Annotated in this window: 23 protein-coding genes, 1 tRNA gene and 1 pseudogene; 10 read left to right on the top strand and 15 right to left on the bottom strand. The window is 44.1% G+C overall.

Annotated elements, in window-relative coordinates; all coding sequences use genetic code 11:
* Positions 1 to 430: 430 nt before the first annotated feature.
* The 4 genes from V7K48_RS23860 to V7K48_RS23845 all read right to left on the bottom strand — a co-directional run bounded on the left by V7K48_RS23860 (position 431) and on the right by V7K48_RS23845 (position 4,612).
* Positions 431 to 559: a hypothetical protein gene (locus V7K48_RS23860; protein ID WP_335075986.1), complete on the bottom strand. Its 129-nt coding sequence runs from the start codon at positions 557 to 559 to the stop codon at positions 431 to 433.
* Positions 560 to 1,048: 489 nt separating this feature from the next.
* On the bottom strand, positions 1,049 to 3,340 hold the full coding sequence (gene glgB, locus V7K48_RS23855) for a 1,4-alpha-glucan branching enzyme (RefSeq protein ID WP_335075984.1): 2,292 nt from the start codon (positions 3,338 to 3,340) through the stop codon (positions 1,049 to 1,051).
* Positions 3,341 to 3,537: 197 nt separating this feature from the next.
* The gene (locus V7K48_RS23850; RefSeq protein WP_335075981.1) at positions 3,538 to 3,870 is read right to left on the bottom strand and encodes a hypothetical protein; all 333 of its coding nucleotides are present in this window, start codon (positions 3,868 to 3,870) and stop codon (positions 3,538 to 3,540) included.
* Between the two features lie 526 nt (positions 3,871 to 4,396).
* Positions 4,397 to 4,612 carry a hypothetical protein gene (locus V7K48_RS23845; RefSeq protein WP_335075979.1) on the bottom strand — a complete coding sequence of 72 codons (216 nt, stop codon included), beginning with the start codon at positions 4,610 to 4,612 and terminating at the stop codon, positions 4,397 to 4,399.
* Positions 4,613 to 5,115: 503 nt separating this feature from the next.
* Between V7K48_RS23845 and V7K48_RS23840 the strand changes: the two genes are divergently transcribed.
* The gene (locus V7K48_RS23840) at positions 5,116 to 5,814 is read left to right on the top strand and encodes a hypothetical protein (RefSeq protein WP_335075977.1); all 699 of its coding nucleotides are present in this window, start codon (positions 5,116 to 5,118) and stop codon (positions 5,812 to 5,814) included.
* A 173-nt stretch (positions 5,815 to 5,987) separates the two neighbouring features.
* Positions 5,988 to 7,826 carry a peptidoglycan D,D-transpeptidase FtsI family protein gene (locus V7K48_RS23835; protein WP_335075975.1) on the top strand — a complete coding sequence of 613 codons (1,839 nt, stop codon included), beginning with the start codon at positions 5,988 to 5,990 and terminating at the stop codon, positions 7,824 to 7,826.
* Positions 7,827 to 7,989: 163 nt separating this feature from the next.
* On the opposite strand, the gene V7K48_RS23830 is transcribed toward V7K48_RS23835, so the two are convergent.
* The 3 genes from V7K48_RS23830 to V7K48_RS23820 form a co-directional block, all read right to left on the bottom strand.
* Complete coding sequence (locus V7K48_RS23830; RefSeq protein ID WP_335075972.1) at positions 7,990 to 8,202, bottom strand: hypothetical protein; 213 nt, start codon at positions 8,200 to 8,202, stop codon at positions 7,990 to 7,992.
* A gap of 260 nt (positions 8,203 to 8,462) precedes the next feature.
* A complete protein-coding gene (locus tag V7K48_RS23825) occupies positions 8,463 to 14,072 on the bottom strand; it encodes a translocation/assembly module TamB domain-containing protein (protein WP_335075969.1) in 5,610 nt (1,869 codons plus the stop codon).
* A gap of 125 nt (positions 14,073 to 14,197) precedes the next feature.
* Positions 14,198 to 14,650 carry a TonB-dependent receptor domain-containing protein gene (locus V7K48_RS23820; protein ID WP_335075967.1) on the bottom strand — a complete coding sequence of 151 codons (453 nt, stop codon included), beginning with the start codon at positions 14,648 to 14,650 and terminating at the stop codon, positions 14,198 to 14,200.
* Here V7K48_RS23820 and V7K48_RS23815 point away from each other — a divergent pair.
* The 3 genes from V7K48_RS23815 to V7K48_RS23805 all read left to right on the top strand — a co-directional run bounded on the left by V7K48_RS23815 (position 14,643) and on the right by V7K48_RS23805 (position 15,605).
* On the top strand, positions 14,643 to 14,798 hold the full coding sequence (locus V7K48_RS23815) for a hypothetical protein (RefSeq protein ID WP_335075965.1): 156 nt from the start codon (positions 14,643 to 14,645) through the stop codon (positions 14,796 to 14,798). The genes V7K48_RS23820 and V7K48_RS23815 overlap by 8 nt on opposite strands.
* A gap of 63 nt (positions 14,799 to 14,861) precedes the next feature.
* Positions 14,862 to 15,221, top strand: coding sequence for a hypothetical protein (locus V7K48_RS23810; protein ID WP_335075963.1), 360 nt, complete (start codon positions 14,862 to 14,864; stop codon positions 15,219 to 15,221).
* A gap of 153 nt (positions 15,222 to 15,374) precedes the next feature.
* On the top strand, positions 15,375 to 15,605 hold the full coding sequence (locus V7K48_RS23805; RefSeq protein WP_335075961.1) for a type II toxin-antitoxin system Phd/YefM family antitoxin: 231 nt from the start codon (positions 15,375 to 15,377) through the stop codon (positions 15,603 to 15,605).
* Positions 15,606 to 15,733: 128 nt separating this feature from the next.
* Here V7K48_RS23805 and V7K48_RS23800 read toward each other — a convergent pair whose 3' ends face one another.
* From V7K48_RS23800 to V7K48_RS23780, 5 genes and pseudogenes are all read right to left on the bottom strand, one after another.
* Positions 15,734 to 15,952, bottom strand: coding sequence for a hypothetical protein (locus V7K48_RS23800; RefSeq protein WP_335075999.1), 219 nt, complete (start codon positions 15,950 to 15,952; stop codon positions 15,734 to 15,736).
* Positions 15,953 to 16,170: 218 nt separating this feature from the next.
* A pseudogene (locus V7K48_RS23795) lies at positions 16,171 to 16,420 on the bottom strand (type I restriction endonuclease subunit R); the annotation flags it as partial.
* Positions 16,421 to 16,652: 232 nt separating this feature from the next.
* Complete coding sequence (locus V7K48_RS23790) at positions 16,653 to 17,507, bottom strand: ATP-binding protein (protein ID WP_335075957.1); 855 nt, start codon at positions 17,505 to 17,507, stop codon at positions 16,653 to 16,655.
* Entirely contained in the window at positions 17,508 to 17,969 is a 462-nt protein-coding gene (locus V7K48_RS23785) for an AlbA family DNA-binding domain-containing protein (protein WP_335075997.1), read from the bottom strand.
* 316 nt (positions 17,970 to 18,285) lie between these two features.
* A tRNA-Pro gene (locus tag V7K48_RS23780) sits at positions 18,286 to 18,359 on the bottom strand.
* Positions 18,360 to 18,494: 135 nt separating this feature from the next.
* On the opposite strand from V7K48_RS23780, the gene lipA reads away from it, so the two are divergent.
* The 3 genes from lipA (at position 18,495) to V7K48_RS23765 (ending at position 20,953) form a co-directional block, all read left to right on the top strand.
* Positions 18,495 to 19,373 carry a lipoyl synthase gene (gene lipA / locus V7K48_RS23775; protein ID WP_335075955.1) on the top strand — a complete coding sequence of 293 codons (879 nt, stop codon included), beginning with the start codon at positions 18,495 to 18,497 and terminating at the stop codon, positions 19,371 to 19,373.
* 68 nt (positions 19,374 to 19,441) lie between these two features.
* Entirely contained in the window at positions 19,442 to 20,371 is a 930-nt protein-coding gene (locus V7K48_RS23770) for an NAD(P)H-dependent glycerol-3-phosphate dehydrogenase (protein WP_335075953.1), read from the top strand.
* Positions 20,372 to 20,593: 222 nt separating this feature from the next.
* Entirely contained in the window at positions 20,594 to 20,953 is a 360-nt protein-coding gene (locus tag V7K48_RS23765) for an ISAs1 family transposase (protein WP_442949465.1), read from the top strand.
* Positions 20,954 to 21,103: 150 nt separating this feature from the next.
* Here V7K48_RS23765 and V7K48_RS23760 read toward each other — a convergent pair whose 3' ends face one another.
* On the bottom strand, positions 21,104 to 22,114 hold the full coding sequence (locus V7K48_RS23760) for an NADP-dependent oxidoreductase (RefSeq protein WP_335075951.1): 1,011 nt from the start codon (positions 22,112 to 22,114) through the stop codon (positions 21,104 to 21,106).
* Between the two features lie 55 nt (positions 22,115 to 22,169).
* Positions 22,170 to 22,307 (bottom strand): hypothetical protein, encoded by a 138-nt coding sequence (locus tag V7K48_RS23755; protein WP_335075949.1) that lies wholly within the window; start codon positions 22,305 to 22,307, stop codon positions 22,170 to 22,172.
* Positions 22,308 to 22,400: 93 nt separating this feature from the next.
* Here V7K48_RS23755 and V7K48_RS23750 point away from each other — a divergent pair, with 93 nt between their 5' ends.
* A complete protein-coding gene (locus V7K48_RS23750; RefSeq protein ID WP_335075947.1) occupies positions 22,401 to 22,772 on the top strand; it encodes a winged helix-turn-helix transcriptional regulator in 372 nt (123 codons plus the stop codon).
* An 85-nt stretch (positions 22,773 to 22,857) separates the two neighbouring features.
* Here V7K48_RS23750 and V7K48_RS23745 read toward each other — a convergent pair whose 3' ends face one another.
* Positions 22,858 to 23,157, bottom strand: a complete 300-nt coding sequence (locus V7K48_RS23745) for an esterase-like activity of phytase family protein (protein WP_335075995.1) — start codon at positions 23,155 to 23,157, stop codon at positions 22,858 to 22,860.
* A 590-nt stretch (positions 23,158 to 23,747) separates the two neighbouring features.
* On the opposite strand from V7K48_RS23745, the gene V7K48_RS23740 reads away from it, so the two are divergent.
* Positions 23,748 to 24,155: a TRADD-N-associated membrane domain-containing protein gene (locus V7K48_RS23740; protein WP_335075945.1), complete on the top strand. Its 408-nt coding sequence runs from the start codon at positions 23,748 to 23,750 to the stop codon at positions 24,153 to 24,155.
* Positions 24,156 to 24,537: the final 382 nt, after the last annotated feature.

The following is a 24,537-nucleotide window of genomic DNA, read 5'->3' as shown; positions in this document are numbered from 1 at the left end:
ATGATTATTAATTAGAACCAGGCATCATCTCGCAGCTATTATCCCACATTCTGCTGGTTAGGTTGAAAATCTCGGTATTTTCTCTAAACAAACTAAAGCAACGAGCGCTTCTCTGGGATTTAGATTAACGCCAGATGATTATTAATTAGAACCAGGCATCATCTCGCAGCTATTATCCCACATTCTGCTGGTTAGGTTGAAAATCTCGGTATTTTCTCTAAACAAACTATGACAAGGGTTTCAAGTATTGAATATATTCTGTACTCTACGATCGCCTTGGGATCAAATCAACAGAACAGACATTGATCTGATCACCCAATCTCTAGCCACTCAATGGTCTACTCTATAAAAACCACCGATGCGATCGCCAGCGTCCAAACTCACAGATTTGCTATATAACGATTGGATGGAGTTGTCGAGCCTGATGATGCTAGGCATTTACCTGAAGGTAGCGATAGACTCCAGGCTTAAAAACTGTAGCAGAACTGTTGAGCGATCGCTTTAAGGCTATTAGTAAAGGCAGAGCTGCAAAAACTTCCGGCTGTAGATAAATTAACACACGTGAATGAGTCTTTTAGCTGCGTTCATCCACCTTTGATACTCATTAACGAGTATTTGAACTGGATTCTATTTACTTCAGTAGGGTGCGTTAGGTTAAAGCCATAACGCACCATATTCTATGAGCCTAACGCACCATATTCTATGACAGTGCGTTAGGCGCTTTCATCATAGTTTTTTACAAATCATATCTAAATATGCGCTTAACACACCCTACAGTTGATTTAAATTCTTTTTAAACGAACCGCAGAGGCACAGAGGACGCAAAGGAAGAATCCCAACATGGGATTCGGGGAACTGGAGAATTTGCTCCCCTCTCTCAATATTGGGAGAGGGGCTGGGGGTGAGGGCAAAACTCATACACTCAGCAGATTTCACCTTAAGTTGACACCAATGAGCTTTTTCTGTGCTCCTACGATAGATGTGGTTGAAATAAATGAAAACTTCTAGTTTTGATTAGGACTGGGTGGGCGATGCCCACCCCAAATTGTTATCCAATTACCTCAGCAGTCTTCTTCTTATCCAACTTGAGAATCAACACTCCCAAAGGTGGCAAACACAAATCTAGCGAATAGGGACGACTGTGCAAAGACCAATCATCCGTCCACTTACCACCTAAGTTGCCCATATTGCTGCCGCCATACTGACGCGCATCACTATTGAACAACTCTGTATAAAATCCCTTTTGCGGTACACCGATGCGGTAGTGAGAATGGGGTTGCGGTGTAAAATTGCAAACCACGATCGCAAAATCATCAGAATCTTTGTCACGACGCATGAAGGCAACTACACTATGGCGGTTATCGCTACAGTCAATCCACTCAAATCCCGCTTGGGCAAAATCCTGCGTGTACAAAACTGGTTCAGAACGGTAGAGATGGTTCAATTCCTGGAAAAACGTTTTTAACTGTTGGTGGGCCTCATCCTGCAATAAATACCATTGCAAATCAGTCCAATCATTCCACTCACTCCACTGCCCAAACTCCATGCTCATAAACATGGTTTTCTTGCCTGGGTGAGCAAACATATAGGTAAATAAACACCGCACATTTGCTAACTTCTGCCATGTATCCCCTGGCATTTTACCGATGATATTGCTCTTGCCATGCACCACTTCATCGTGAGACAGGGCCAGCATGAAGTTCTCGCTGTGGTTGTACCACATACTAAAGGTGATATTGTTTTGGTGGAACTGACGGAACCAAGGGTCTATGCTGAAGTAATCCAGCATATCGTGCATCCAGCCCATATCCCACTTCAAGTTAAAGCCCAGTCCGCCTGTGTAGGTGGGCCAAGATACCATTGGCCAGGAAGTCGATTCTTCAGCAATTGAGAGAACACCGGGGAAATAGCTGAAGATCATGTGATTTACCTGACGCAGAAAATCTGCTGCTTCTAGGTTTTCTCTGCCACCATACTGGTTAGGCAGCCATTCTCCTGGTTCGCGGCAATAGTCATTATAGAGCATCGAGGCAACAGCATCGACACGAACCCCGTCAATGTGGTACTTGTCAAACCAGAAGAGAGCATTTGCTGCTAAGAAATTACAAACTTCATGGCGACCGTAATTGAACACCAAAGTACCCCATCCTTTATGTTCACCTTTGCGGGGGTCAGCGTGTTCGTATAGGTGGCTACCATCAAAGAAAGCTAAACCATGTCCATCTTTGGGGAAGTGACCAGGAACCCAATCTACAATTACCCCCAGATCATTTTCATGACATTTGTCAATAAAATACATGAAATCTTCAGGGCTGCCAAAACGGGAGGTGGGGGCATAGTACCCAGTTACTTGATAACCCCAAGAACCATCAAAAGGATGCTCCGCAATGGGTAGCAATTCTATATGGGTGTATCCCAAGTCTTTGGCATAGGGAATAAGTTTTTCTGCCAGTTCTCGGTAGGTAAGGAAGCGTGCGCCCGGCTTCAGTCCAGAAACGACAACTACAGGTTCGGTTTCACCATTTGGCAGTTTAGCAGGTTCAGCACTCGAACCGTGTAACCAAGAGCCTAAATGCACTTCGTAGACTGAAATTGGCTGGGTAAGGGGGTCAGTGCGACGCCGTTTTACCATCCAGTCTTCGTCATTCCAACTATAAGCATTTAAATCAGTGACAATGGATGCAGTTTTCGGGCGGAGTTCCTGTCGGAAACCGTAGGGATCGGATTTTTCGTAAATGTGCCCTTCAAAATTTTTGATTTCATATTTATAATGCTCTCCTACGCCGATTTCAGGAATAAACAATTCCCAAATTCCGGTAGGGCCTTTACGCATCTGGTGTTTGCGCCCATCCCAGAGGTTGAAATCTCCCAGCAATGAAACATTACGGGCGTTGGGTGCCCAAACTGCAAAATAAACGCCCTTAACGCCGCCTATTTCCGTGGGGTGCGCTCCCAGTTTCTCGTAAATCCGGTGATGGTTGCCTTCACTAAATAAATGCAAGTCAAAGTCTGTCAAGTTGGGAGAACGGAAAGCATAAGGGTCATAGGTGACACGCTCATTTTCCCCTTCTTTAATGCGTAACTGGTAGTTTGCCAGTTCTGGAGTGTCAATTGTGCATTCAAAAAAATGGGGATGATGCACTGTTTGCATTGGGTATTCCTTGCGTTGTTCAGGAAGAACAACCCATGCTGCACTTGCATTTGGTAGGTAGGCCCGCACAGCCCAGACAGTTTTGCCATCTTGTTCTATGGGATGAGAACCTAGTATTTCAAAGGGATCGTTGTGCTGATTCCAAACGATACGGTTAACCTGTTCAGGGGCGATCGTGGTCATGGACATGAGGCTACCTAAATGAAATAACGTGATAGACTAAATCTACTTTTTTAACATCTATATATATATTTATATATTCTTTACATTTATTTGCAATTTTGTCGCCACCGTTATCGTACCTCAGAATGAGTCATCAATCTTTCTAGGGCATGGGCCAAACAGGCATGGGGAAAGCTCTTGACTTTTGACCCTTGAGTAATTTATCAAAAATTTAAAAATGGGAAAAATTGCAATAATGTTTTACGTAGGCGAAGCAAAAAAATCTGTTCCCGAATTTTGGGGTCTAGTTTTGGTGGCGGGGCTTCTTGTAGCTGTGCTTGCAATTGGGCATATTCGGCAGCTGTTAAAAATCTCCCATCAATAGGCGATCGCGCTTCTATGATCATCTTTGTGCGTAATATTTCTTCTGGTGTATCCTCTGGTGGCGGTAATGCTATTACTGCTGATCCCCAATAGCTACTTAAGCCAACCAACGTTGCACTAATCACAATTACACTCAGTAATTTTATTGCCTTTCTCGCTTTAACTCTCCGCATCTCTTAAACCGCGTTTACAACGCAGGATGAAAATTCGTTTTTCTCATGCCCAATGCCCAAAATTACAAATTTTCCCAATAAAAATCTGGCAATATCAAGGGACATTACCAGGTCTCTCCTGATACGGAATAGACTACAGGGAATGCTCTTGAGCAATTGCCAGCGATCGCGATGAATTGTTTTGCCCTCTCAAAACTCAGGAATCTAAGCCATTTCAAACACCAAACGAGGGAAGTACCTGGGTCACAAGATGGCTTAGATTTACAGAACTCAACTCCCTTGGACTTGGAACAGGGTTCGGTCAGACGAGAATTTCAGGCGGACACTTGGTTGAGGACATAATCCTCATCATCAGTGTCCTCTACTTACTGCCCTATTTAGCTGATATTTGAGCAAACTCTAAGCTCTAATACACCAACAGAAAGATGCAGGTTTTTAGGTTAACCTAATTAATTCAAGCTATGTGGTGACGAGCGTTGTTAGTAAGCTGTTTTGAGCATGATTTAAACTAAAGCTGATAGATGCCTTACTTAGAAGTAGCAGTGGGATTAGCTGCAGGAGTAGTTGCAGAAGTAGTTGGTGTAGTAGCAGGGCTAGGGCTAGACCCAGCAGCAGGTGCATCAGTTGGTTCACCTGTAGCAGCTGGAGTAGTAGTGGTTGTACCACCACCACCACCTTCACAGGCTCCGAGAATTGCAGCCAGACTTAACATTAGAGCCAAACCAAAGATTTTTGTTTTCATAACTCCTCTTTCACCAATTGTGGCTAGAACAATTTTTCACCTGTTGAATACGATACCGTATTTATTGCTTTTTTTTTATGCTGCGAGATTACATACTCAAAAAAACAATCCTTTGGGGTATTCTTTTTGGATTACATACCATACAGCCAACTGATTAGTTTCTCTTAACTCAAGAGCAAAACGGAAATTACCAAGTTTTCTAGCAAACCGAGATATCATAGCAAAAAATTTTATTTTTTCCACAGAGTATTGCACCTTGCTACCCGACGTTGCCATACTTTAGGTGCGATACCTAAAAAGCAAGCTGTCCAGTTGCTAATCACTAATTGCAAACATTGCAATATCTATGGGATGCAAATATTGGTACAGCTATCTATCAGAACAGTTAAAAGGGTGTAGTCTATTACGTGTGCTTGCTGCACAGAAGGCAATTTTAAGGTTAGCAAAAACAGACAATCAAGAAAATCCATCTAAAGTACGGTATTTCCCATCTAAAAAAAATTATGGTAGTTGCTCGTAAATCTGCTGTTTCTACAAGGCGTAATTGGTTCTGGCGAGATTCTATCCTTTCTTTAGGGAGGCGACGCTCTGCGCGTATGGAGTCAGCAGCACGGAGCGCTTCTACACCAGCTACCCAAGCCGCACCAGTATCCTCTCAAACACAACAGCGTTCCTCGAAAAATTTAGCGGTTTCTCCTACAAATGAGGCAGTTATAGCCAAATCAGTCAAAGAGTTGGGTAGACAACAACTGCCAAATCTCAATCAGCAGTCAAGTGTGAACCAGAAGACTCCGAAGGTAGGTTTTCTTCGCCTTCCGATAATGCCTAATTCTGGAGCCGCACCTTTGTGGTTGCTGGACTTGTATACCTTTCATCGTTATTCGACAGTTTTGGCGTTCTTGTTAGTGGCATCGACACTTGCTGTGTATGGCTGGACGGTATATTCCCAAGAGCTTTGGAGTCAGTCATATCGCCGACTGCAAAACCTCCAACGTCATGAGCGGCTACTAACGACAACCAACGCAACGCTGACAAATAAAATGGCTGAGGAAGCAGAACAACCAGCAGCAGGGCTGGTATCGCCGACTCCTCAAGGGATGATTTTCTTGCCTCCAGCATCTCATAGTCCTAAGCCAGTATCGTCTAACACAACGCCAAATTCTGAAATGCAACAGCAAACACTCTCGCCACTGGGGTATTAAGGTTAGGAGTCATTCAATTTTAGATTTTAGATTTTAGACTTTAGATTTTTCTTTCAATCCAAAATTCAAAATCTAAAATTGGCAGAGTTAGGAGTCAAAGCTCAAAGTTCAGAGTAATTAACTTTCACTTTTGACTCTTGATTCCGAAAAGCAATTTGCTACTGAGTAGGGCAATGCAAAAATCACGAAGCAGAATAAAATTCCGAAAGTTTGGGAATGCAGCATTCACAAGGCGACAAAAGGGTTATAAACGAGGGCTTTTGGGAAAATTAGCCTCTAATATCCAAGACCAAACATCCAACACTAAGTCCCGACTATTCATAGTATGGGGCGTATTAATGGCATCAGGGTTAGGGTTGGGTGTCAACTTGTATAACCTACAAATTGTCAAGGGGACAAAGTTAACAGAGCAGGCGCGAAACCAGCAAATGGTGAATTTGCGACCTTTTATGCCCCGCCGCCCGGTGGTAGATCGCAATACTAATTTGTTGGCGATTGACCGTCCTGTATATACTTTATACGCTCATCCCAAGCTGTTTGAGAAGTCTAATGAAGATATGGCAGAGCGACTTGCCCCAATATTGGCAAAAGATACTGCTGAATTGGTGAAAACTTTTCAAAGCAAAAGAAGCGGAATTATACTTGCCCCAGCCCTACCGGAAGAAATGATTGATCGCGTCATCTCTTTGCGCTTAAATGGCTTGGAGTGGATTCAAAAATACTCCCGATTTTATCCGCCAGACGATTTAGTTGCTGATGTGGTGGGCTACGTGAATGTTGACCGTCGTGGTCAAGCAGGTGTGGAATACTCTCAAGAGAAGTTGCTAGAACGTCCTGTGCAAACTGTGCGGCTCAGTCGGTCGGGTAATGGGGCCCTGATGCCGGATCATGCGCCCGAGGGTTTTCTGCATTTTGATGATTTGCAACTGCAACTCACAATCGATAGCCGTCTGCAACGAATTGCTCGCGTTGCACTCAAACAACAAATGGAAAAGTTTGACGCCAAACGTGGGGCGGTAATTGTCATGGATGCGTTGGATGGTTCTTTACTCGCCCTCGTTTCTCAACCTACCTATAACCCTAATGAATACGCTAAAGCTAATATTTCGCTATTTAAAAACTGGACAGTGGCGGATCTTTATGAACCGGGATCGACTTTTAAGCCTTTGAATGTGGCGATCGCTCTGGAAAATGGCGTCATCAAACCAGATGATATGTTTAATGACCCCGGTTCTATTCGAGTAGCTAATTACACCATCAAAAATGCGATGAATAATGCTAATGGGCGAATCAGCATCGCTCAGATTTTGCAATATTCCAGCAACATTGGCATGGTGCAAATTATCCAACGCTTAAAGCCTTCAATCTACTACAACTGGCTAGAACGCTTGGGGCTAGGACAAAAAGTTGATACAGATTTACCTTTTGAAGTTGGCGGTAGGCTCAAAAGTCAAGAGGAATTTATCGCTTCGCCAATTGAGGCAGCTACTACTTCCTTTGGACAAGGCTTTTCCATGACACCGTTACAGCTAGTGCAAATGCACGGTGCTTTAGCCAATGGCGGTAAGTTGGTTACACCCCATGTAGTTCGAGGGCTGATTGATAGCAAAGGGCAGATGCATGATTCACCCACTCGCACCATCCCACGCCAAATTTTCTCAGCCGCAACAACCCAAAAGGTTGTGCAAATGATGGAAACTGTTGTTACTGAGGGCAGCGGGAAGGCGGCACAAATTCCGGGATATCGCATTGCTGGTAAAACTGGTACAGCCCAAAAAGCTAGTCCTAATGGTGGCTACATCAAGGGTGCTAGAATGACCAGCTTCGTAGCTATTTTGCCAGTGGAATCACCTCGCTATGTAGTGTTCGCACTGGTGGATGAGCCAAAAGGAGAAAGTGCCTATGGTTCTACCGTCGCAGCACCAATTGTGAAATCGGTAATCGAAGCACTGATTCCTCTTGAAGAGATTCCGCCAAGTAAGGAGATTGAGCAACAGCCAAAAGCGCCGTAGGGAGTGGGGAGATGAAGGGGATCAGGGAGCACAAGGGGCAGGAGTTCAAAGACTCATTCACGAGTATCAAATACTCGTTCCCAAATTTTAATTTCTACCAAATTACAGTTAAAATCATTCTTCTCTGCTCCCTCATCCCCCTCTCTTTCAAGGGCAGGTTTTTTTAGGCAGAAGAGAAGTTGAGATGAGTAGTCCAAGGTTCAAGGGAAAAGTGACCAAAAGGAAGAGGCTGACCCAATAACAAGGCAACGATCAGCTTGATGAAACCACGACGAAAACAACTGAGAGTGTGTCTGGGTTGGAAAGCAGGCGGTAACTTATGTGCCACATGATTTGCGGGTAAATCATCATAACTACAGAAGAGTGTTAGTAACATCAGCCGCACCACCAACACTGACCAACCATAAAATGGCGATGCCTACGGCAGTAAACTAGGCAATGGCTAACCAATGTGGTTGAGCACGTTTGGGGTCAGTCATTTTTGTAAGATGCCAATGTTTTCCACCACGTTTAGTATCTTTGAAACAGCACTCTATCCAAGAACGCATTCCATACCACATGGCAGAGGCTTCCAGGAGTGGCGATTGCCCGGTACTGTTTGAGCAAAGAAGAAATACTTAACTCAACCGTATTTATCTAAAATCGGCTTTCATACTCAACTTGGAATTGATTTTCATCCCCCAAATTAGTTGAGCCTCGCATCAAGATTTCGTCATTGAGTCGATAGAGCACATTGTAACGGAAAGAGTCATTATTGTTAGAAAGAGCGTGTGATAAAGAAACAGATGCGTTTCTATTGATGTCAAACACACCTTCTGCTGATAAATTAAGAACTGAACCTCTTGATACTTCATTGCTAGTAGTAGGGGTAGGAAATACCCGAAACTCACTGAAACCAATAGCCTGTCCGATCGCAGTGATAGTTCCTTGTAAACCACCTAAAATGGTCGAACTAGCGAAACCAGTCAGTCCTTGTCCTGCATTTGTTTGACCGAAAGAACTCAGAATCGAGCCACCTAGCAAAGCAACTATTTCTCCCTTACTACGGCTAGGTTCACTCGTCAGTTCTAGATTCTCGCTCAATTCACTAGCTGGCCCGTTTACGCTGGCTTGAACGGTAATGGTATTTAAAGTCCCAAAATTGTTTGCAGAAACATCGCTGACTTCAGAAGACAATGGTGATTCCAAAATTTGACTGTTCCTTGCCGATGCTTCCGGTACAATTGCGGTAAGTCGCACATCTAGGGTCGGGTCAAGTCCTTGACTAGGAGTAAAGCTCGCAGTTTGTTCATAACCCCGCGCCAAGGTGAACTGAGTGGAAAATACGCTCAGTCGTCCTCCTGTCAAACGAATAACTCCTTCAGGAAGCGGCTTGGCGAATGTACCATTAATGGTCAAGTCGCCTTTGGCGTCAAAGCTCAATAGGGGCTGACTCAATGCCGCTCCTCCTGGTACAAAGCTCAGTAAAGACTGAGTGGTAACACGAACACCTTTGTCTAAAGTCAACTTTAAATCTGCAAACTCTATAGGTAAATTGGGTGGAGTGACTGCGCTAGTGCTACTCTTTGCTGTAATCACTGGGTTAGTGCTATTCTCTGGTGTCGCTACTGGGTTAGCGTTACTCTCTGGTGTAGGTGTGACGTTAGCATTAAGCTCTTCTCTATTTATGACGTTAGCGTTAGCCTCTGCTGTCGCTGCTGATTTTTTCTTCGCAGCAGCCGAGTTTCCAATAATCACCTGACCATTACTCAGTTTAATCTCTCCACCAATTACAGGTTTTAGGGCTGTTCCGCGAATTACGACATCACCGCCAACACCGCCTTCATACAGTCCTGCAAGCTTAAAATTGAGTTTGTCTGCTATTGATACTGTTAAAGGATTCGCTGCGGCTTGCTGCGGATCAAAAATTGGTAGGATGCCTGACGCTATCACTTGCCCTTTATTGTACGTGCCTTGGATACCTTCAACACTCACCGTATTACCATTAAATCGCGCTGTTCCTGTGACATTTGTTAGGGGATCTGATAAGGCTTGAGTGCGAAAAGTTGCATTATTAAGTGTGGCATTTCCATTAATAATTGGTTCCTTTAAAGTACCCTGAACGTTTAAATCTACTTTTCCTTGACCGTCTACCCAAGCGACTTGATTATTGGTAAACACGTTTAACAGTGCCAATCCTTCATTTTGCAGATTGGCGTTGATGCTAATTTGATTACTATCTGGCTGCACTGCGGCAGAAGGTAATGGAGCAGGTACACTACCTGTAATTGCAAGTGGCTGCGTTCCTGTGACTAGCAAAGTACTGTCAAAATTCAAGCGAGCTTTGTTGTAGTCAAAGTTCACCTGTCCTGTTTGCACAGGTTGCTTGTTGAGAGTTGCATTCGCCAGCGCCACTTTCCCTTGGACTCTGGGGTCTTTTAAACTACCTTCCAAGGTGGCATCAGCATTTACATTACCAGTAATATCTATGGGGTATTTTTGGATAAAAGGCTCTAAAAGTGATAGAGGTAGACTTGCTACATTCAACTTTCCAGATAGTTGCTCAGTTCCTAACTGTCCTGAAAAAGCCACCAGTCCTTGATTGATTCCAACACTTAACGGCGAAAGTGTGACGATCCCATCAGCAAAAGTACCTTGAGCAACGACTTGATTAATTGAGTATTCACCCCATTGCCAATTAGCACCTTGAAAATTAAAGCCGACATTTAACCCAGACTTCAACGAGCCATTAGCTGTAATTCCTCCGCTCAAAGCACCCGTTAATTCTGCAAGGGTGGGCAAAGATGCGGCTTTTTTTGTTTCTACCTGCTGTCGTTTTGCTACCGATGTTGCAATATTAGAGAAATATGCTAATTGTGTTTTCAGATCTGCATTGGGCAAACTGACAGGCTCAGTATTAAGTACCTCTGCTCCAGCCAGCTTTGGAGGCTGCAACCCGGTACCAAAGTCTTTAAAATCAAAGATATTAAACGCTTGTAAGAGTTTCTCAATTCTGGTTTGGTTTAAATTAGCTTGAAATTGAAATTGCGGGTCATTTCCTGTTTGCACATTTCCACTCAGGGCGATATTGCTATCTCCAATCCGCAATTGACCATTGGCTAAACTAGCAGTACCATCAGCATAATTAATGGTGCCGCGAAATTCATCTGCTGCAACTCTAGCAACACGAGGCCTTGCGATCGCAACGTCTCCCGCAACTGCATAATTATTCAAATTAACAACTAAATTTCCTGATAATTGCCCCGCCAAAGGTTTCAGTTGATTGTTAGGTAAAAAGCCCCCAATCAGAGCTATGGGAAACTGTTGGGCGTTGATGAGCAAGTTATCTCCCTCGGTTCTACCTGTGGTAACTGCGTCATCCCGCCGGACTAAAAATGAAGTTGGACGATAATCTGCACCCAGGTTAAGCGCAATCCTATCTTGCTTCCCGGCTAATCGCAGACTTGCCCCCTGTCCCCCTTGAAAATTCACATTTCCAGTTAAAAGTGGGTCAAACGCCAAATTACTAACCTGGAAATTCCGCAGTCGAATATTGCCATTAGCTTGCGGAACATCTGGAGTACCTATGACTTTTCCCTTAAAATCAAGTAGCCCCGCTACCGCTACGTCACCAGGAACTTTAAAGCCAGTATTTTTGAGGTTGAAATTCTGCGCCAGTACATTCAGATTAAATCCCGTAATTTCAGGTGCGCCAGTTGGTGGAGTTTGAACAGCGATCGCCCCATTAGCACTCAGTCCTGCAGTGGTTGCGTTTTCAACGATAATCTGCTGTCCATTCCACTGCACTTGTGCTGTCAGCGGTTGTGCTAGTAGCGCTAACCCTTGGGAAACGCGGATTTGTCCGGCGGCTCGAATATCTGCAAGCTGGAAAGATTTTGCTGTGCCTGCGAATTGGATATTACTATTGAGCCGTCCTTCTAATTGTGGTGAGAAACGGTTTAGTTGAATTTGGGAAGTGTTGGCAAGCACTTGCCAGCGACCACCATTAAAGCTAACATTCCTAAGATTAACCGTACCTCCTGCTATATTCAGCCTTGCTTGTCCTGTGGCTTGAATGGTTGAGGGTTGGAAAGAAGCAGTGCTTCCTGACAAATTCAAGGCGACATTGCTTAAAACTCCCTGGAATTGGGGTGGTATCTGTCCAAAACGGCTCAATTGCAGTTGTTGGGCATTCACAAAAGCCTGCCAGCGTTGTTGTACAACTTGACCTCTAGCCCTAATTGTACCGCCTGCCACGTTCAACACAGCATTTGGCAAGAGGATATTCTGTCCTTGTTGACTAACAACAGCTTCACCTGTAATGGGATAGGCGGCTGTGGGCGCTTGCACTTGCGTTACTGCTTGCAGGTTGCCAAGTGAGCCAGAAATCCTGCTATTTGCCGATACATTCCCAATAATGATTGAGGATGAGGAGTTGTATGCTTTAGCGATCGCATCCCCTGGTAAATTTTTTGCTTGCACATTCAACGCCACCCTCCCTTTAAGTGCAAGCTGAAGTTGACCGTTGGCTGTCACTTGCCCTCCCACTTCTGGATTTGCTTGAACGCGAACAACATTGACGTTTAATGGTGTGCCCAGAGAACCAGAAATTTTGGCGTTTGCAGATATACCACCAACATTAATTGGAGTTGAGATGCCGTAACCTTGAGCGATCGCATTTCCTGGTAAACCTTGAGCTTGAATACCTATATTTACTTGACCTCGGGGAGCCAGTTGAATTTGACCACTGGCTGTAATTTGCCCCCCGGCTGGCGGCGTCACTTTAACACTAGTAATATCAAGTTTCAACGGCTGTTTGCCAAATGAACTAGAAATTTGTGCTTTTGCTGAAACATTTCCAACTGCGATCGGTAGAGTAACGCCATAACCCCGTGCTAGTATATCCCCTGATACACCATCAACTTGAGCATTAAATCTTGCCTCATTTTTAGCTCCCAGTTGAGCTTGACCACCGCCTGTGATTTCACCACCAGCTGCGGGGACTATTTTCAGATTGGAAACGGCAAGTTGAGATGCAGTTTTAGATACATTCAAGCGGAAGTCAGTATTGACGGCTTTGAATTGAACACGGTCAACTTGAATAGGTTTTGTGTTACTTACTGTACCGCTGAGGACTGGTTGCTCAAGTGCGCCTAGTACTTGAATATTTGCTTGAATTTCGCCAGTAGCTGGAACTGACGAATTCACTTTCAATGTGTCTAAGATATTTTTTGCACTAACTGGTTTTATCTGAGCAGAGACATTAAAACCTGTTTGGCTATTAATTGTTCCATTTGCCAGAATCGGAACTTTGCCAAAGTTCGTACTCAGATTCTCTAAAGCAACTGTCTGACCTTGAAATAGAAATCTCCCATTAAGATTAGAAACCTGCTGAGGAATATTTTGAATTTTAGCAGTGATTTGATTAGCTGTAGCTGTTCCTGTAATCGCTATTTCTGACAGTTTGGGTGGAATCTGAACCCCTAAGTCAGCATCTAAACGCCCTGCTTGCAAGGCAATTGGCAATTGAATTAATCGACTGACCTCTGATACTTGTAAATTTTGTGCTTGCAGCTTGAGGTTAGTTTGTTGAGCTTTTACTTGTGTTTCGCCAACAATTTTAACAGCGCCTCCCCTAGTGAGTTGAGCATTGATGTCATAACCGATCCTTTGATTTCGATCTGAAAATCGGGCAACACCACCAACTTGATCTAATATTACTGAGCCTTTCGGTTTAGTTGGTGCGGCGAATGGCATTAACTCTACATTGCCATCTTGAATTTGAAGTGTCTCCAACTGAGTTTGGATGAAGCCTTGTCCCTCCCCAGCCTTAACTTGGGCTGTAACCCAACGACCATCCTGATCCTGTTGAATGTAGACATTGGGCTGAACTAGCGTGACATTTAATACCAGTTTTCGGCTGAGGAGAAGTTGCAACGGCGAGAACTCTACCTCCAAAGCTTTTGCTACCACCTGATCTTGATCATTAGGAGTTGCTGGTATCGATAGAGAGCTAAATCTCAGACTAGAAAGCGAAAAACGTTCAACATTCCCTACTTTTACAGGACGCCCAAGCAATTGCTGAAGATTTTGCTGCACTAACGGTGCTAAATCTTTATATACATAGTTTCTAGCCCACCAAGCACCAACTGCAATTCCAACCAGTAAAACCCCACCCACAGCCAAACTGGTACGTCCTAAGATGAGGAGCCATAAACGAGGATTAGATGGTTTCTGGTTATTTTCTGAATTTGGCGATCGCTTCATAATCATTACCAGTACTTTTTTCTGGAGTGAGCTTAAAGACAGGCTGGTTGCAGTTGAATCAGCAAGTTACAAGCTATGGTTTCACAATATTTGGACTTACGCAAGAACTTTGCGGCAAGCTGCTTCTATTCTCTAAAAGAGGCTGCGTCAATGAGACGCTCCGCAAATGCATCTATTACCTTAACCAATTCTGTGGGTTTAAGTCCTCCGCAATAAGCGACAAGTTTTGTGGCGGGGTCTCTATAAGCGTAACCCACTGCAATATTCCAACCTTTAACTGGGCTACCAGTCAGACTGAATTCAACGCCTCGGCTTTTTTGCTCACCTGTTTGAATGCTAAATCGCGAATCCTCAGGATCAGTTACCAATACATTCTGCTTTGCCAAATCATAAAACGCTAAGGTTGCAGATAGTTTGTCAGGAATTAGGTCTGCTTTTAGTCCCACTTCCAGCTGTTCGCCCTTTTCGGGTTGAAATCTAGCTTCCGTCCTGCTAGTACCAAAGATGACAGGATTGAATGATTTGGAATAACTGAAATAAAGGGAAATAGGTTCAATTGTCCGGCTAGATGTGAACATTGAATCAGCTATCAACACTGATGTAATTAAAGGTGCTATTGAAACTGGCTTTAAAGAATTTTATGAAACTAATGTTAAGTTCTTAGAAGCTCAATATCGGAGAGAGCTTCAAGCAAAAGATGATGAAATTACTTTCTACCGTCAGTAAAATACGAATATATTAGAAATTGTTAAGCTGCAAGCAACAAGACCTATTAATGTGGAGAAGATTATGTCAGACACATATAACAATAATTTCCAGAAACCAAATATTAGCAATTTTGCTAACGAAATTGCAGATAATGCACGGCAACAAGTAAACCAAAACATCTACCCATCTGAACAAAAACAAACTCTTGCTGATGAATTAGCTGAAATACAACGGCTTATAAAACAGTTAGAGCAACATAATCCTACGGCTAATGAAACTGAGAAGATTGCTTATGTAAATGATGAAACTACTCCTAGCTTGAAGCGTCGCATTATTGGCGCATTACAGGGACTTAGTGAAGCTGCAATTGAAGAGTTTTTGGATAATTCCTATATCAACATTGGTAAAGCAATCATCAAAGGCTGGATCAAACCAGACTAAATAGTGATTCGTAGGTTGCATGAAAAGTAGCGAAACCAATATAATCAATTGTTTGGTTTTGCAATCGCTTCAGCCAACCTAGATGAGAAGCGATCGCACTACAATTGAGTCAAGTAATCTACTATCACCATACCACTATGCCAAAACACTCAAATGCAGAGAGTCGCAGTTGATGATATCCAACGATATTTTTTGAAGTACCTTAATCAACTTGAGGCAGGTGAAAGCTTTCTTATTGTCCAGGCAGATAAGCTAATTGCTGAATTAAAACCAATTACATCCACCAACAAACAGCAATGCCCATTTAGTTTATGTGCTAGAGAATTCATACTGCCTGATGATTTTGATGCATCTTTGCCTGAGAAGATTCTAAATGCATTTTAGAGCAGATAAAAATTCTCTTAGATACTCATATTTTACTATTAGCAAGCTACCTAGATCGCTCTAATTAATAATTCATGAATAACAAAATTCCCAACTTTTTAGAAAAGTCGGGAATCTCAGCCTTTCGATTACTCTTCCGTGAATCCGCTCAATTCCTCATTTGGTTCATCAATCATTTCCGGTACTAAAGCTGGGTTACTCCTACGTTCTTGTGGTGATTGCTCCCGGATAACATCGTCTATTCTTGCAGGGTGTTTGATTTTGTCGAGTACCTCTGGACTTAGTTGCAATGGATCGCCTTCTGGATTCGACTTTTCTGCTTGACTAGGAACTGTTTCCTTATTCATCACTATTTCCCCAAACTTATACACCAAGCTTAAGTTATTCTGTGGTGAGGTAGACACTATCTTGAGACTTATTTCACACAACGCTAGGTAAGAAAGGCGTAGGCGTAGCCCGTCGGAGACATCGCCTCTTGTAGACTAAAGATAATTCACTGATTTTGCGATCGCTATCATGTTAGGCAATAAAGACATGACTTTGCAAATCGCGGCATTTAATTTGTGTATTTTTTGGCTTGTTCTAAGCCTTTGGTGTCAGGCAGGTCGCGTTTTTTGGCTTTGATGACAGCGAGTTTTTCTACCACTATAGACCAGCACGTAATCGGCGATATCAGATTGGGCGCATTTACCATTACCAACTAAGCGACCAGGGGCAATAACTTCGCGGCGGATGCGACTACCTTCAATAACTCCCCAACCTGCGGCTTTGAGTGCGGGGTCAATTAGTTCAGCACGGGTTTCGGCTTCGTTCATATTTCGCTCATCTCGATTTGCGATAAAACACTTTTTTATTGATTCTGTAAGGCTTTCAGGATTTGAGGGCTACTAATCTCGATTTGCGATAAAACACTTTTTTGTTTGTTCTACCAGGGTTCGAGGATTTGGGAGTGACTCATCTCGATTTGCGATAAAACACTTTTTTGTTGATTCTGCAAGGGTTCGAGGATTCGAGGGCTACTAATCTCGATTTGCTCTAAAACACTATCTACGCCCAAAAGGGTAGATATCTGGCATAGCGCGTAGAGGTTGATTCTGATTGGTCTGCTTTGATTAATCCAGCTTCTTTTGTATATGCAATAATCTGAGATACTGTTGCTGCCTGTGACTCACTTAGACGAAACCGATCCCGTAGGGTTTGGTTAGACATCCGTTGATTGCTGACATACAGCAGACAGCAATGTTGGTAGCAGGCTCGAATACGGTCTGTTTTGCTCATATCTGCAAAATCTTGATGGGCAAACAGCACTGCTGTAGTGCGTGTGTCACCTACTCGAAAATCTGGTGCAGGTAGTTGAAACTTTTCAGCTGCGCTTACAACTTTGTCAATGCCACTGCCTTTTTCTTCACATATACCGAAAAGTCGCATTAGCTTGGCGAGTTGTTCGTTGCGGGAGCGATTCTCATCAATAAATCGCTCCACCTTAATAGGCGGGATGCCGGGATTAGATATCTCAATGCAATCGCTATACATCTCGATCATTACTGAAGTACCTGTTGCTAAAAAATCCTGATGCACCAAAGCATTAGCAATAAGTTCCCGTAAAGCCTGTTCCGGGAACATTTTTACTTCTTCTCGCACAACTTCCTCGATAAAGCTATTTTGCGGTGCTGCTAAGTGAACAAAATCTACTAATCTGTAAAAAGCAACGGCATATCCTCGGTTGCCTGTGTTGTCGTCACGAGTTTTTAGCTTATTGATACCGTCAGATATAACAACACGGGGTGCTTTACGAGCCAATGCAGGGGAAAAAGCATCCAGTTTTTTCGCCAAAAGGATGGCGGCTAGGTTGCTGATTGTCCAACCCTGTGCTGTCTGTTTGATTAAATCTTGGCTCTGCAATCATTCTAGGACAGCATCGCGGCTAGTCGGATAGGAGATTTTTAGCAGTTCAAAGTAGGTTTGAGTATCTAGGAGGGCGATTACATCATCAGGACTTGCGTCACATCGAGCGGGTTGGGAAAACCAATCTTGTTGGTCTTCTGCAAAAATCCGCTTCAGCATATCAGGAGTCATTGGTCGCAGTTCTTCACCAACTCTCATCAGGTAGGCTCCCTCATAGTCCAATGCACGACCTACGGGACAGGTAGGCACTTCAAAAACTAGCACTCGACCCTTTTCATGTTCTAATTCTGTAACTTCTACCCGAAATCTAAGTTCATTAACTATTCTTGACTTAATACCGTTCAGTTCTCCTGCTTTTGAGTAAGCTATGGAGCCTACTATTTGGCGAGGTCGCTTATCGGTAACGCCCAAAACAATATAACCACCTCCTTCATTCGCTAGTGCTACACAATACTTCAGCAGTTTAGTCGAATCAAACTATTGTTTGGCTTCTTTAAATTCAAGATGTTCTGTCTCTGTGGGTACAAGCAGCCATTTTTCAAGGGTTTCAAGAGTAATCATGCGATGATCGCCTCCTTAGCTGCTTTTGTTGTTGATACTTACAGATAGATTTTTCAATAGAGGGTTGAAAGACGCACTTCGTTCGGGATTATTCTGAATTTTTTCAGTATATGAAATGTGGTGAAATCAACTCCACCTCATCAAAGTCGCGACATTAGTTTGCAAGAAACAACATCACTTTGCGAATTGCGACATTTAGTTTGCGAATGTACAATCGGGATGACTGGATTCGAACCAGCGGCCCCTTCGTCCCGAACGAAGTGCGCTACCAAGCTGCGCCACATCCCGCCATAAAAATGGCATTATAAATTAAGAATATCACAACCCGTGCCAAACGACAGAATTACATCTATATATGATCACTTCACCCAAGGCTTTGCTTGCTACGATTAAATTTGTATAACTTTGGGGTAAAAGCGGATTGTGACTGTAAAACCAGACTGGTTGCGGGTGAAAGCACCTCAGCGTGAGCGCATCGGTAACGTTAAAGAAATTTTGCGGGATTTAGCCCTCAATACAGTTTGTGAGGAAGCGTCCTGTCCGAATATTGGTGAATGCTTCAACGCTGGGACTGCCACGTTTTTGATTATGGGCCCGGCTTGTACACGCGCTTGTCCTTACTGCGATATTGATTTTGAGAAAAAACCCAAACCACTAGACCTCACGGAACCTTCACGACTAGCGGAAGCTGTTCGCCGCATGAAACTTAATCATGTGGTAATCACTTCTGTAAACCGAGATGACTTGTTTGATGGTGGTGCATCTCAGTTTGTGGCGTGTATTGATGCGGTTCGCTCTGTTTCACCCAATACGACAATTGAGGTGCTAATTCCCGACTTATGCGGTAATTGGAATGCTCTAAAGATGATTCTACAAGCTGCGCCAGAGGTATTAAACCACAATACGGAAACTGTTCCACGCCTGTATCGTCGAGTGCGTCCCCAAGGAAACTACGATCGCACATTAGAATTATTACAGCGCTCTCGCCAAGTTTCTCCTCGCACATACACTAAATCTGGGATCATGGTTGGACTCGGTGAAACTGATGCCGAAATCCGCCAAGTCATGCAAGACTTGCGAACTGTAGATTGCGACATTTTGACAATCGGGCAATATCTCCAACCAAGTCAAAAACACTTGCAGATAAATGAATTTATCAACCCAGATCAATTTGCTGCTTGGAAAACATTCGGCGAAGAAATCGGATTTTTACAAGTTGTTTCTTCGCCCTTGACAAGAAGCTCATATCATGCGGGACAAGTTAGGAAATTAATGGAACGTTATCCCCGCAGCCAATTTTAGATTTTAGATTTTAGATTTTAAATTGCTAAGAAGATGGTGTGATCAGGTGATGGGGAGACTCTTGATTAATGACTAATTCAAAATCTGTAGCAATTCTTGGTGCGGGTGCTTGGGGTGCATCTCTAGCAAATCTCGCCGCTGCAAATGGTCATAGGGTGCGCGTCTGGTCGCGTCAAGGTTCCCAAACTCTCCAAGCAGTTTTAAAAGATATCCAAATAGTTCTATCCGCTATCTCAATGATTGGTGTGAGGGATGTTGCTTCCCAAGTTCAGTCTTTCCCCCTTTCTCCAGAGACAATTTTTGTGACGGCGACGAAAGGCTTAGACCCCCAAACCACCTGCACGCCGTCACAAATTTGGCAGACAATATTTCCTAACCATGCAGTGGTTGTTTTGTCGGGGCCTAATTTATCTAAAGAAATTCAACTAGAATTACCAGCAGCAACGGTGGTAGCCAGTAATATTCCCACGGCTGCTCAAGTAGTGCAGTTAGTATTTTCTTCTCAACGTTTCCGGGTATATACCAATCCCGATCCCTTAGGGGTGGAACTGGGGGGAACACTGAAAAATGTGATTGCGATCGCAGCTGGTGTGTGCGATGGTTTACAACTGGGAACCAATGCTAAAGCTGCTTTAGTCACCCGTGGACTTACAGAAATGGTTCGCGTTGGCAATGACTGGGGTGCAAAGACGGAAACATTTTATGGTTTATCGGGTTTAGGAGATTTGTTAGCAACGTGCAATAGTCCCTTAAGTCGCAATTACCAAGTTGGCTACCAGCTAGCTGGTGGTAAGTCACTTACAGAAACTCTTACAAATTTGCAAGGAACTGCTGAAGGAGTGAACACTTGTCGGGTTTTGATGCAACGAGCCAAGCAACAAAACATAGCTGTCCCGATTACCGAGCAAGTTTATCGGTTACTTCAAGATGAAGTCACACCCCGACAAGCACTTGATGAACTGATGCTGCGAGATATCAAGCCAGAATACAACTACTAGTTAGTAGTCTGTCAAGTTTAAATTGACGGGTTAGTACTGACATGCTGACATAGAAGAGGACGCGGGGAGATCGGGATGGGGTGACACCGCCCTCTACCTCGATAATTATCGACACAAGTAATCCCACTGGTTAATTCTTTAATTCTCTTACTAATAGTTACGCAATTCCATCCTAACTTTGACTGTTATCAGGAGACGATGGCGGTTTGTATCAGTTGAGCGATGACGAAAGCCCAACTTCAAGAGTATCCCCGCTTGTGCGATCGCTCAACCATGATATTCTCATTCTCAAAGTTAAACGAGCGCCAAAGTCAAGGAATTAAATATAGTACATATAAAACAGAAGAAGTAGGGCATGGGCGTGAAGAAATTCGCAATTATCTCATGTTATCTGATATTCAAAGGCGGCTTGACCCAGATGCAGTTTGGTCAAAAATGAATAGCGTTGGAATGGTAGAATCTGTCCGCTCATTAGATGGTAAAACAACGGTTGAAACTTGTTATTTTATCAGTAGTCTTGAACAGAATGTTGAACAATTTGCCAATACTGTTCGCAGCTATTGGGGGATTGAGAATTCATGACACTGGATATTAGATGTTGCTTTAAAAGAAGATGATTGTCGGATTAGAAAAGACAATGCGGTAGCTGTGCTTCCCGTAGGGTGCGTAACTTTGCTTCACCAAAGTGTGACAAGAACTGAGGAGGGGGATGAATTATTCGAGCTTTCGGTCTCATGCAACCGTGAGCACGATTTTGCCTTGTATGTGCCCACGGGCAGCTCGTTCGTGCGCCTTTCGAGCATCCGCAAGCGGAAACGTGCTGTCTACTGCGACGCGAACTGTACCTGCATCGAGCAAGCGTCCTAGTTCTGCGAGCTGTGGTCCGTTCGAGCGCACTTGAGTCATCGAGACCGTGATGCCCAGCTTCGCGGCCTCCTCGGGGTCGGAGAAGCCTAAGAGCACCGGGAACAACGCGCCGCCACGCTTAAGCGTGCGCAAGAAGCGACCAGTGGTGGGACCGCCGAGGGTATCGAGGACGAGATCAATGTCATGCACGACTTCCTCGGGAGCGCTCTTGGTGTAGTCGATGAATTCGTCGGCACCGAGTTCACGCAGGAACGACTCATGCTCGCCTGACGCCACCGCGATGACGTGCGCACCCTTCCATTTTGCCAGCTGCACCGCGAAGTGCCCCACGCCGCCCGCAGCACCATTAATAAGTACCGTCGTGCCATTGAGCGGCACCGGGCGATGCATCTTTGCTTGAAGCGGGTTCGGATGATCATTTCCAACCTCGATGAGGAACTGCCATGCGGTGAGTCCCGACATTGGCACCCCTGCAGCGTGCACGCGATCAATTCTAGCCAGCTTGAGCGCGAGGTCTGACGCAGGCGCGGCAACGTACTCCGCATATGCACTGCTGTCCCCGAAGCTAGGAAAGCGAAGCATGCCGAAAACTTCATCGCCGACGGAGAAGCCATGCACATCCGCGGCGACCGCCTCGACGACACCCGACACGTCCGTCCCCGGAATGACGGGCAAAGGCACTTCGGGCCTCCAATCAGGGGGCAATTTCTTATACCCATCGCGCAGGTACCAGTCTGGAGGATTGATACCCGCCGCACGAACGCGAACGAGCACCTCACCCGGCTTCAGTGAGGGTTTCGGCACCTCGTCGTAACGCAGAACCTCAGGACCACCAAACTCGTGCAGCCGAATCGCCTTCATGGTGTTTGTTGGCATCGCTTTCTCCTTTCAACGCAGATAAGTATATTTTTGGTGGAGCAGTTATGAAACGTCAACTACCTTGTTCAGCACGTCTGCCCACAACAACTATGCTGGCTCCAAGACAAGCAAAAGTGAGTGGAGCCGCTTGACTAATTCCTGATGTTGCACCTGTGACTAAAGCCACTTTACCGATGAATGAGTAATTCATTGACGTTAATCTTAAGAGGTTGCAAGCTAGTTTGCAAGTAGGCACATGAACCTGCTATACCTACATTAATGTATGTAACGGTCAATAAAGTCTATGGGTATTCCTGAAAAACCTTGTATCCTCAGCCAAGATATTGAACTGCGGCAGGTTCTAACACTAATTGCAGATAAATGGACAGCGCTTGTGATTTATGCCTTAGCTGGCGGCACCCTGCGCTATGGACAGTTGCAGCGAGAAATACAAGGGGTTTCTCAAAGAATGTTAACTCGCACTCTCCGAGCTTTAGAACAGGACGGTCTTGTCGAGCGTAAAGTCTATCCTGCTGTCCCCCCGATGGTTGAGTATTCTTTGACACCGCTAGGTGAGACCCTCATTGAACCGTTGACTACTATTTGTCGTTGGGCAGAAAATCACTTTCACGAAGTAGTTTCAGCACGGTCACGTCATAACACGACAGATCCTTGAGTTAAGCAAGCACTGTTTTCATATATGGCTGTACTCCCCAAGGCAAACGCATCTAAAGTAGAATAATCCTTTAATAGCAAGGGTTTCAGCGTTTTTTAATTGAGCCTATTTTTTCGTCAATATCCTTATCCTCTCCGAAGGCCAAACCTTCAAGCTTGGCTGGAATGTCCTCTTCTTTGATACCGTTTTGAGTCAGCGCAGCCACCACATCGAGGAACAGGGTCTTGCTGAGAGCCTTGCCAACAAGGTTGTTTTCCCCACTGATATTGCTTACTTCTTGAGCATTTGTCAGATCAATACGGTATATCTTCTTGAAGGCAGCCTTGGAACTGTCCCCCAACCCCTTGCTATCGCGTTCATCTACCAGGAATTCGTGATCGTTGATGCCACAATCTCGCTGACGGTGGAGTATTTCAGTTTAACCGACGTACCAATGTTATCTAGTATTCCTGGGTGGCGCCTATTTTCGATGTCAATCTTGACGATTCTAGTATAGGAGCATTGCTGCCACCGTCTTGAAGCAGCGAACTCTGCAAATGCCAACCAAGGTCTTACCGTTGGGAGTAATGGCAAGTCCTTCCATGCCTTTGTTTGCAACCCGACCAGACGTGTTGCTACTAATCTCTGATATCACTAACGCAGGGCAAACGCATCATGTCAAGAAGACTACTATATTCTCAATAATGCCCTGAGATTTTCTGAATTACCTGTAACGATATGCCAGCGTTACTCATCTGGATGAGCGCGGTACTGGAATCTTCAACTATAGGACTCATATCTAATTTTTGAACAAGATTTAAGATAAAACCCTGATAAAACAGGCTTTTCAGTCTCAGTATGTTTTCAGAAATCAAATCGGAGTCCTATATGTTAGTTCATTGGGAATCACGGGAACAATAGCAATGGTTAAATAGGCGTGGTTTGGCTCTCTTTAAACTACGCCTATCAACCGTTCAATTTAATTGAGAATGAACTATGCACGATCCATTGAACAACGAAAACATAAGCGATCAGAACGCTGATCCTACTGAATTTTCTCCAAAAACAGAACATATACACTCTGTATTTCAACGTAAAGAAGTCCAACAATATCAAAAAACTGCCGATCTTCAGGTACCAGAAGGATACTCAACAGAATGGTTTAAAGAACGCTCTCGTCAAGCTAAATTAAGTTTCAATGTTGCAGTTGGGTTAGCAGGGACGACAGCAGCATTAAGCATTGCTTTAGCTCTATCAGTTGCAGTTGGAAAAATTTCAGTAGCAACTATAGCCGGATTAAGCACATCCGGTGCAGTTAGTGCCTACTGCTTTAAGCTTTCGGAGAATGCAAACAAGCAACTAGATGAGACAGTCCAAAAGCTTTTGGATAATACTCGTGAGTAGCGGTCACTGATAGAGTACGATTGCTTCGTTTTATTGAGAACTGAGGATTGATCGTTCTTTTAAACCAGTTTAGGTGGGTGACATCGCTTAAATAATGATTTTGCCCACCTATCAATAGAAAAAACCTCAGTTAGAACCGTTTAGGGTTCTGAATAATTCGAGTATTGCCCTAGATTCAAGACTGTTTAGAGCTGATAGCTCTAACACAGTATCATAAAGCCTTGGAATCGCTTGTACACGTGGTCAACAGCTTTGAAGTTCCCAGCATCAGAATTTTCTCCGTGTCCCACACCCTTTGCATCGATAGAATTTTTGTAGTTAATCCTAATCACTTCCCTAATATCTATTAGTTCTACTTATACCTGAATAATCCTGAGAAAAA

Origin of the sequence: Nostoc sp. (genome assembly GCF_036919615.1) — a bacterium.
Taxonomy (GTDB): Bacteria; Cyanobacteriota; Cyanobacteriia; order Cyanobacteriales; family Nostocaceae; genus Nostoc.
The sequence above is the reverse complement of the archived record's forward strand: the minus strand, read 5'-3'. Positions and strand labels throughout refer to the sequence as shown.